Annotated in this window: 7 protein-coding genes; 2 read left to right on the top strand and 5 right to left on the bottom strand. The window is 70.4% G+C overall.

Going from position 1 to position 6,019, the window contains the following annotated elements; genetic code table 11:
- Positions 1-85: 85 nt before the first annotated feature.
- From AMK33_RS22875 to AMK33_RS22860, 4 genes are all read right to left on the bottom strand, one after another.
- Positions 86-661, bottom strand: coding sequence for a transglutaminase domain-containing protein (locus AMK33_RS22875; RefSeq protein WP_073934777.1), 576 nt, complete (start codon positions 659-661; stop codon positions 86-88).
- A 75-nt stretch (positions 662-736) separates the two neighbouring features.
- The gene (locus AMK33_RS22870; protein WP_073934776.1) at positions 737-1,807 is read right to left on the bottom strand and encodes a threonine aldolase family protein; all 1,071 of its coding nucleotides are present in this window, start codon (positions 1,805-1,807) and stop codon (positions 737-739) included.
- A complete protein-coding gene (locus tag AMK33_RS22865; RefSeq protein ID WP_073934775.1) occupies positions 1,804-2,550 on the bottom strand; it encodes an SDR family NAD(P)-dependent oxidoreductase in 747 nt (248 codons plus the stop codon). Before AMK33_RS22865 ends, AMK33_RS22870 begins: the two co-directional genes overlap by 4 nt.
- A gap of 38 nt (positions 2,551-2,588) precedes the next feature.
- Positions 2,589-3,986, bottom strand: coding sequence for a DUF6421 family protein (locus AMK33_RS22860; RefSeq protein WP_073934774.1), 1,398 nt, complete (start codon positions 3,984-3,986; stop codon positions 2,589-2,591).
- Positions 3,987-4,239: 253 nt separating this feature from the next.
- Here AMK33_RS22860 and AMK33_RS22855 point away from each other — a divergent pair, with 253 nt between their 5' ends.
- Positions 4,240-4,923, top strand: coding sequence for a glycerophosphodiester phosphodiesterase (locus AMK33_RS22855; protein WP_073934773.1), 684 nt, complete (start codon positions 4,240-4,242; stop codon positions 4,921-4,923).
- 4 nt (positions 4,924-4,927) lie between these two features.
- On the opposite strand, the gene AMK33_RS22850 is transcribed toward AMK33_RS22855, so the two are convergent.
- Positions 4,928-5,470, bottom strand: a complete 543-nt coding sequence (locus tag AMK33_RS22850) for a GNAT family N-acetyltransferase (protein ID WP_073934772.1) — start codon at positions 5,468-5,470, stop codon at positions 4,928-4,930.
- 82 nt (positions 5,471-5,552) lie between these two features.
- Between AMK33_RS22850 and AMK33_RS22845 the strand changes: the two genes are divergently transcribed.
- Positions 5,553-5,969, top strand: coding sequence for a VOC family protein (locus tag AMK33_RS22845; protein ID WP_073934771.1), 417 nt, complete (start codon positions 5,553-5,555; stop codon positions 5,967-5,969).
- The last annotated feature ends 50 nt before the right edge of the window (positions 5,970-6,019 follow it).

Here is a 6,019-nt window from a genome sequence, read left to right as displayed (position 1 = left end):
CGTGCCGCTCTGGGGTACCTCCCAGGCCCTTGAGGCACTGGGGGTGGCACGACTGCCCGCAGCTGCGGCGGTTGCGGCTGGGGAGTTATCCGAGTGCGGTGGGGAGTGTCTGCCACAGGTGGGGGCGGTCCGGGGCGGATCTCAGGGCGTTCAGTACGACCGGATGCGGCGCGGCGTACAGGACCGGGTGGTCGATCTCGCCGGACGCCGGATCGGGATCGAAGGCCAGCCGCTCGCCGTCCAGGGAGAACCGCGCGTCCACCCCGGGCCTGTTGCCCCGGGGGTCCTGCCGGTGCCAGGCACCGCGGAACCGCACGGCGACCAGACCGTGCACGACGCCGAGATTCTGGTAGCACAGCGCGGTCGGGATGTCCTCGGCCCGCAGCAGCGCGGCCAGCGCGTGGGCCTTGGCGTAGCAGATGCCGGTGCCCTGCTCCAGGACGTCGGAGGCGCGCCAGGTGACCCGGAGATCGCCGGAGTCCTGGGAGTGCGGGATGGTGTCGCGCACGAACTCGAAGGCCGCCCGCGCATATTCATACGAGTCGGTCACTCCGGCGGCAAGCCGCGCCGCCGTCTCGCGGACCAGCGGATGGTGATGGTCGATCGCCTCATCGGCGGCCAGATAGGCGGAGAGGTCCGGGTTTTCCTGGATCAGCTGCATGCCGCCAGAGCATAGGTATGCGGTCGACCGGCAGTCAATGCATTTCCGGTCAACCGCATACCTATGCATGCACCGCTAGCGGGCCATCTCCTCCTTGAGCGCGGCCACGAACATGTCCACGTCGTCCTCGGTGGTGTCGAAGGCGCACATCCAGCGGACGTCACCGGCCGCCTCGTCCCAGAAGTAGAAACGGAACCGCTTCTGCAGGCGCTCGCTCACGTCGTGCGGCAGCCGCGCGAAGACCGCGTTGGCCTGCACCGGGTAGAGGATCTCCACGCCGTGCACGGCGCGCACGCCCTCGGCCAGGCGCTGGGCCATCTCGTTGGCGTGCCGGGCGCTGCGCAGCCACAGGTCGCGGGCGAGCAGGGCCTCCAGCTGCACCGAGACGAAGCGCATCTTGGACGCGAGCTGCATGGACAGCTTGCGCAGGTGCTTCAGGTGCCGGATGCCGTCCGGGTTCAGCACCACGACCGCCTCACCGAACAGGGCGCCGTTCTTGGTGCCGCCCAGCGAGAGCAGGTCGACGCCGACCGCGTTGGTGAAGGTGCGCAGCGGCACGTCCAGCGTGGCGGCGGCGTTGGCCAGCCGGGAGCCGTCGACGTGCACCTTCATGCCGTGCGCGTGGGCGTGCTCACAGATGGCGCGGATCTCGTCCGGGGTGTACACCGTGCCCAGCTCGGTGGTCTGGGCTATGGAGACCACCTGCGGCATCGCGCGGTGCTCGTCGTCCCAGCCGTACGCCTGCCGGTCGATCAGCTCGGGGGTGAGCTTGCCGTCCGGGGTGGGCACGGTGAGCAGCTTGATGCCGCCGACCCGCTCCGGGGCGCCGCCCTCGTCCACGTTGATGTGGGCGCTCTCGGCGCAGATCACCGCACCCCAGCGGTCGGTGACCGCCTGGAGCGCCACGACGTTGGCGCCGGTGCCGTTGAACACCGGGAACGCCTCGGCCGTAGGACCGAAGTGGCTGCGGATCACCTGCTGGAGGTTCTCGGTGTACGCGTCCTCGCCGTACGCGACCTGGTGCCCGCCGTTGGCCACGGCCAGGGCGGCGAGCACCTCCGGGTGGACCCCGGCGTAGTTGTCGCTGGCGAAACCGCGGACGTCCGGGTCGTGATGACGACGCGCGTCGGTCCTCGGCGGGTTCACGGCTTCTCGGTCAGCCACAGACGGTTTCCGTTCACTTCCGCGGCGGGCTTGTCCCAGACGCCGACGACGGCCTCGGCGAGGTCCTTGACGTCCGTGAAGCCCGCGAACTTCGCGTTGGGGCGGTCGGCGCGCATCGCGTCGTGCACCAGCGCCTTCACCACCAGGATCGCAGCCGCCGACGTCGGCCCCTGCTCGCCCCCGGCTTTTCGGAAGTAGTCGGCCATGGCCAGCGTCCACGCCTCGGCGGCGGCCTTGCCGGCGGCGTAGGCGGCGTTGCCCGCGGTGGGTTTGGTGGCACCGGCCGCGCTGATCAGGACGTACCGGCCGCGGTCGCTGCGCTGGAGCGCCTCGTGGAAGGCGAGGGAGGTGTGCTGCACGGTGCGTACCAGCAGCAGCTCCAGGAAGTCCCAGTCGTCCAGGCTCGTCTTGGTGAAGGTCTCGCTGCCGCGCCAGCCGCCGACGAGGTGGACCAGGCCGTCGATCCGGCCGAACTCCTTCTCGGTGCGGGCGGCCCACTCGCGGGTGGAGTCCAGGTCGAGCAGGTCGACCGTTTCACCGGTGACGGTGGCGCCGCCGTGCGCGTAGCGCGCCGCGTCCACGGCCTCCGCCAGCCGCTCCGGGTCGTTGTCCGAGCCGACGACGGTCGCTCCCGCCTCGGCCAGCCTGAGCAGTGCCGCCCGGCCCGCGGGTCCCCCCGCTCCGGCCACCGCGATCACCGCACCGTCGAGCGCCCCGTTCCCCATGATTCCCGCCTCCTGAGCAGTTGTGGTCTCGCGATCGCTCACGCGGCGACCCGCTCGGCCCCGTCCGCCGTGATGCCCCGAGTGGACGCGATCACGTTCTTCAGCTTCTTGGACAGTGCCTCATAGAACATGCTCAGCGGAAACTCGTCCGGAAGCACGTCATCGACGAGTTTGCGCGGCGGCTGCGTCAGGTCGAGGGCGCCGGGGCCCTTGGCCCACGTGGAGCCCGGGTGCGGGGAGAGGTAGGTGGAGACCAGCTCGTACCCGGCGAACCAGTGGACGAGCTTGGGGCGGTCGATGCCGTCGCGGTACAGCGTCTCGATCTCGGCGCACAGCTGGTTGGTGACCTGCGGGGCGCGCTCCCAGTCGATGGAGAGCCTGTTGTCGGTCCAGCGGACGACGTCGTGCTTGTGCAGGTAGGCGAAGAGGAGCTGGCCACCGAGGCCGTCGTAGTTGCGTACGCGCGCGCCGGTGACGGGGAAGCGGAACATCCGGTCGAAGAGCACCGCGACCTGCACGTCACGGGCCTGCGGGACGCCGTCGCCGGCCAGCTTCACGGCCTCCCTGAAGGCGGTGAGGTCACAGCGCAGCTCCTCCAGGCCGTACATCCAGAACGGCTGGCGCTGCTTGATCATGAACGGGTCGAACGGCAGGTCGCCGTGGCTGTGGGTGCGGTCGTGGACCATGTCCCAGAGCACGAACGCCTCTTCACAGCGCTTCTGGTCGTGCACCATCGCGGCGACGTCCTCGGGCAGCTCCAGGCCCAGGACGTCGACCGCGGCCTCGGTGACACGCCGGAAGCGGGCGGCCTCGCGATCGCAGAAGATGCCGCCCCAGGTGAACCGCTCGGGGGCCTCGCGCACCGCGATGGTCTCGGGGAAGAGGACCGCGGAGTTGGTGTCGTAGCCCGAGGTGAAGTCCTCGAAGGTGATGCCGCAGAACAGCGGGTTGTCGTAGCGGGTGCGCTCCAGCTCGGCCAGCCAGTCGGGCCAGACCATGCGCAGCACGACCGCCTCGAGGTTGCGGTCGGGGTTGCCGTTCTGCGTGTACATCGGGAAGACGACCAGGTGCTGGAGGCCGTCCGCGCGGCTCGCGGCGGGCTGGAAGGCCAGCAGCGAGTCGAGGAAGTCGGGCACCTCGAAGCCGCCCTCGGCCCAGCGGCCCAGGTCCTCGACCAGGGCCTCGTGGTAGGCGCGGTCGTGCGGGAGCAGCGGGGAGAGCTCCTCGACGGCACCGGCCACGGCGCGCACCGCGCGCTCGGCGTCGGCACGGTCCGGGGCCCCGTCGGCGCCGAAGTCGATCGAACCGTCCTTGGACTGCCAGGGCCGGATCCGCTCCACGGCATCCTTGAGCACGGGCCATGCCGGGTGCTCCACCACCCTGGTCGCCGGAGGAACCTGTCCCTCGGCACCCACCTGCACAAGAATTTCCGTCATGTCCCATCCTCCACAGGAGAACCTCGCGTAAGAAGACCGTATACATACGAGGTTTCTCCCAGCAAGGGGCACCTCAGGAAATTATCCTGCCTCACCCCTGGCTTCACCGCATTTTTTCCTGTGTGACACCGGGGTGGGCGGCGGTGTCTGCGATCCAGGTTCAGCCTCTGGACGCGGCGGGCACAGGCGATACGGTCCAGGAGGGCCGTAGGGACGCGGCCCCCCGCCGCCGTCGACGGAAGCGAGTCGGATCTTGAACTTCCTCACCATCGGTCACCGCGGAGTCATGGGTGTCGAGCCCGAGAACACCCTCCGGTCCTTCACCGCCGCCCAGGAGGCGGGCCTCGACGTCATCGAACTCGACCTGCATCTGAGCAAGGACGGCGCGCTCGTCGTCATGCACGACACGGAGGTGGACCGCACCACGGACGGCACGGGCGCGATCGCCGACAAGACCCTCGCCGAGCTGCGCGCCCTGGACGCCGGGCGAGGCGAGCGGATCCCCGTCTTCGAGGAGGTGCTCGACGCCGTACGGGCACCGCTCCAGGCCGAGATCAAGGACGTCCAGGCCGCCCGTGCGCTGGCCGAGGTGATGAACGGACGGGACCTGGCCGAGCGGGTCGAGGTGTCCTCGTTCCACGACGGGGCGATCGCGGAGATCGCCCGCCTGGTGCCCGGGGTGCGCACGGCGCTCATCGCCAGCCGCTACGGCACGGACATCGTGGAGCGGGCGGTCGAGGCCGGTGCCTCGACCGTCTGCCTCAACATCCGCAGACTCACGCTGGAGACCGTGGAACAGGCGCGGAAGGCCGAGCTGCGGATCATCGGCTGGGTGGTGAACACCCAGGACCACCTCAGACTGGTACGCGCCCTGGGACTCGACGGCGCCACCACCGACTACCCGGAGATCAAGCGCACCGGCCGCTTCACGGCGTGAGCCGTCAGACCAGCTCCTTCACCAGCAGCTCGAACTCCAGGTCGTCCCGCTGCGGAATGCCGAAGCGCTCGTCGCCGTACGGGAAGGGCGTCATCCGTCCCGTACGGCGGTAGCCGCGCCGCTCGTACCAGGCGATCAGGTCCTCCCGCACGGAGATCACCGTCATGTGCATCTCGCTCACGCCCCAGGTCTCGCGGGCCTGGCGCTCCGCCTCCGCGATGACCGTCCTGCCGAGTCCGGCGCCCTGGAGGGCGGGGCTGACCGCGAACATCCCGAAGTAGGCGTGCGCGCCGCGGTGTTCCAGCTGGCAGCAGGCGACTGTACGGCCGTCGCGCTCCACCGTGAGCAGCCGGCTGTCCGGCGCCTTGATGACCTCCAGCACGCCCTCCGGGTCGGTCCGCTGCCCCTGGAGGATGTCCGCCTCGGTGGTCCACCCGGTCCTGCTGGACTCGCCCCGGTACGCCGACTGGATCAGCGCGACGAGGGCGTCCACATCGGCGTCGGTCGCGTCGCGGAAGGTCAGTACGGTGTCGGTGGCGGATTCCATGGGCACGTCTCCGGTTCTCCTGGGCGCCTTCCGGCGTGGCTCGGGCGGGAACGAGACTAACCCGGCCACTACGCTCGGCCGCATGGTGCACGTACTGAGCAGCCGCGTCCTGCTCCGCCCCACCGACCCCGACCGCTCCCGCGCCTTCTACGGGGAGCGGCTGGGCCTCGCCGTCCACCGCGAGTTCGGCACCGGACCGGAACGCGGCACCGTCTACTTCCTCGGCGGGGGGTTCCTGGAACTCTCGGGCCGCGCGGAATCCTCCTCGCCCTCGTCCTCGTCCTCGCCCTCGTCCCCGGACGTACGGCTGTGGCTCCAGGTCGAGGACATCGCGGTCGCGCACGAGGAACTGGCGGCCGAGGGCGTCGACATCGTCCGTCCGCCGGTGCTGGAGCCGTGGGGTCTGCTCGAGATGTGGATCGCGGATCCGGACGGCACCCCGATCGTGCTGGTCGAGATCCCGGCCGAGCACCCGCTGCGCTACCGGCCGGGCATCTAGGGAACCCGCGGCCGGTCCCGGCCGGTTTCGCGCCGGATGGCCCGGGCCGG

This window comes from Streptomyces sp. CB02400 (assembly GCF_001905725.1).
Lineage (GTDB): Bacteria > Actinomycetota > Actinomycetes > Streptomycetales > Streptomycetaceae > Streptomyces > Streptomyces atrovirens.
Note: the sequence above shows the minus strand (reverse complement) of the source record. Positions and strands in the feature narration are given on the sequence as shown.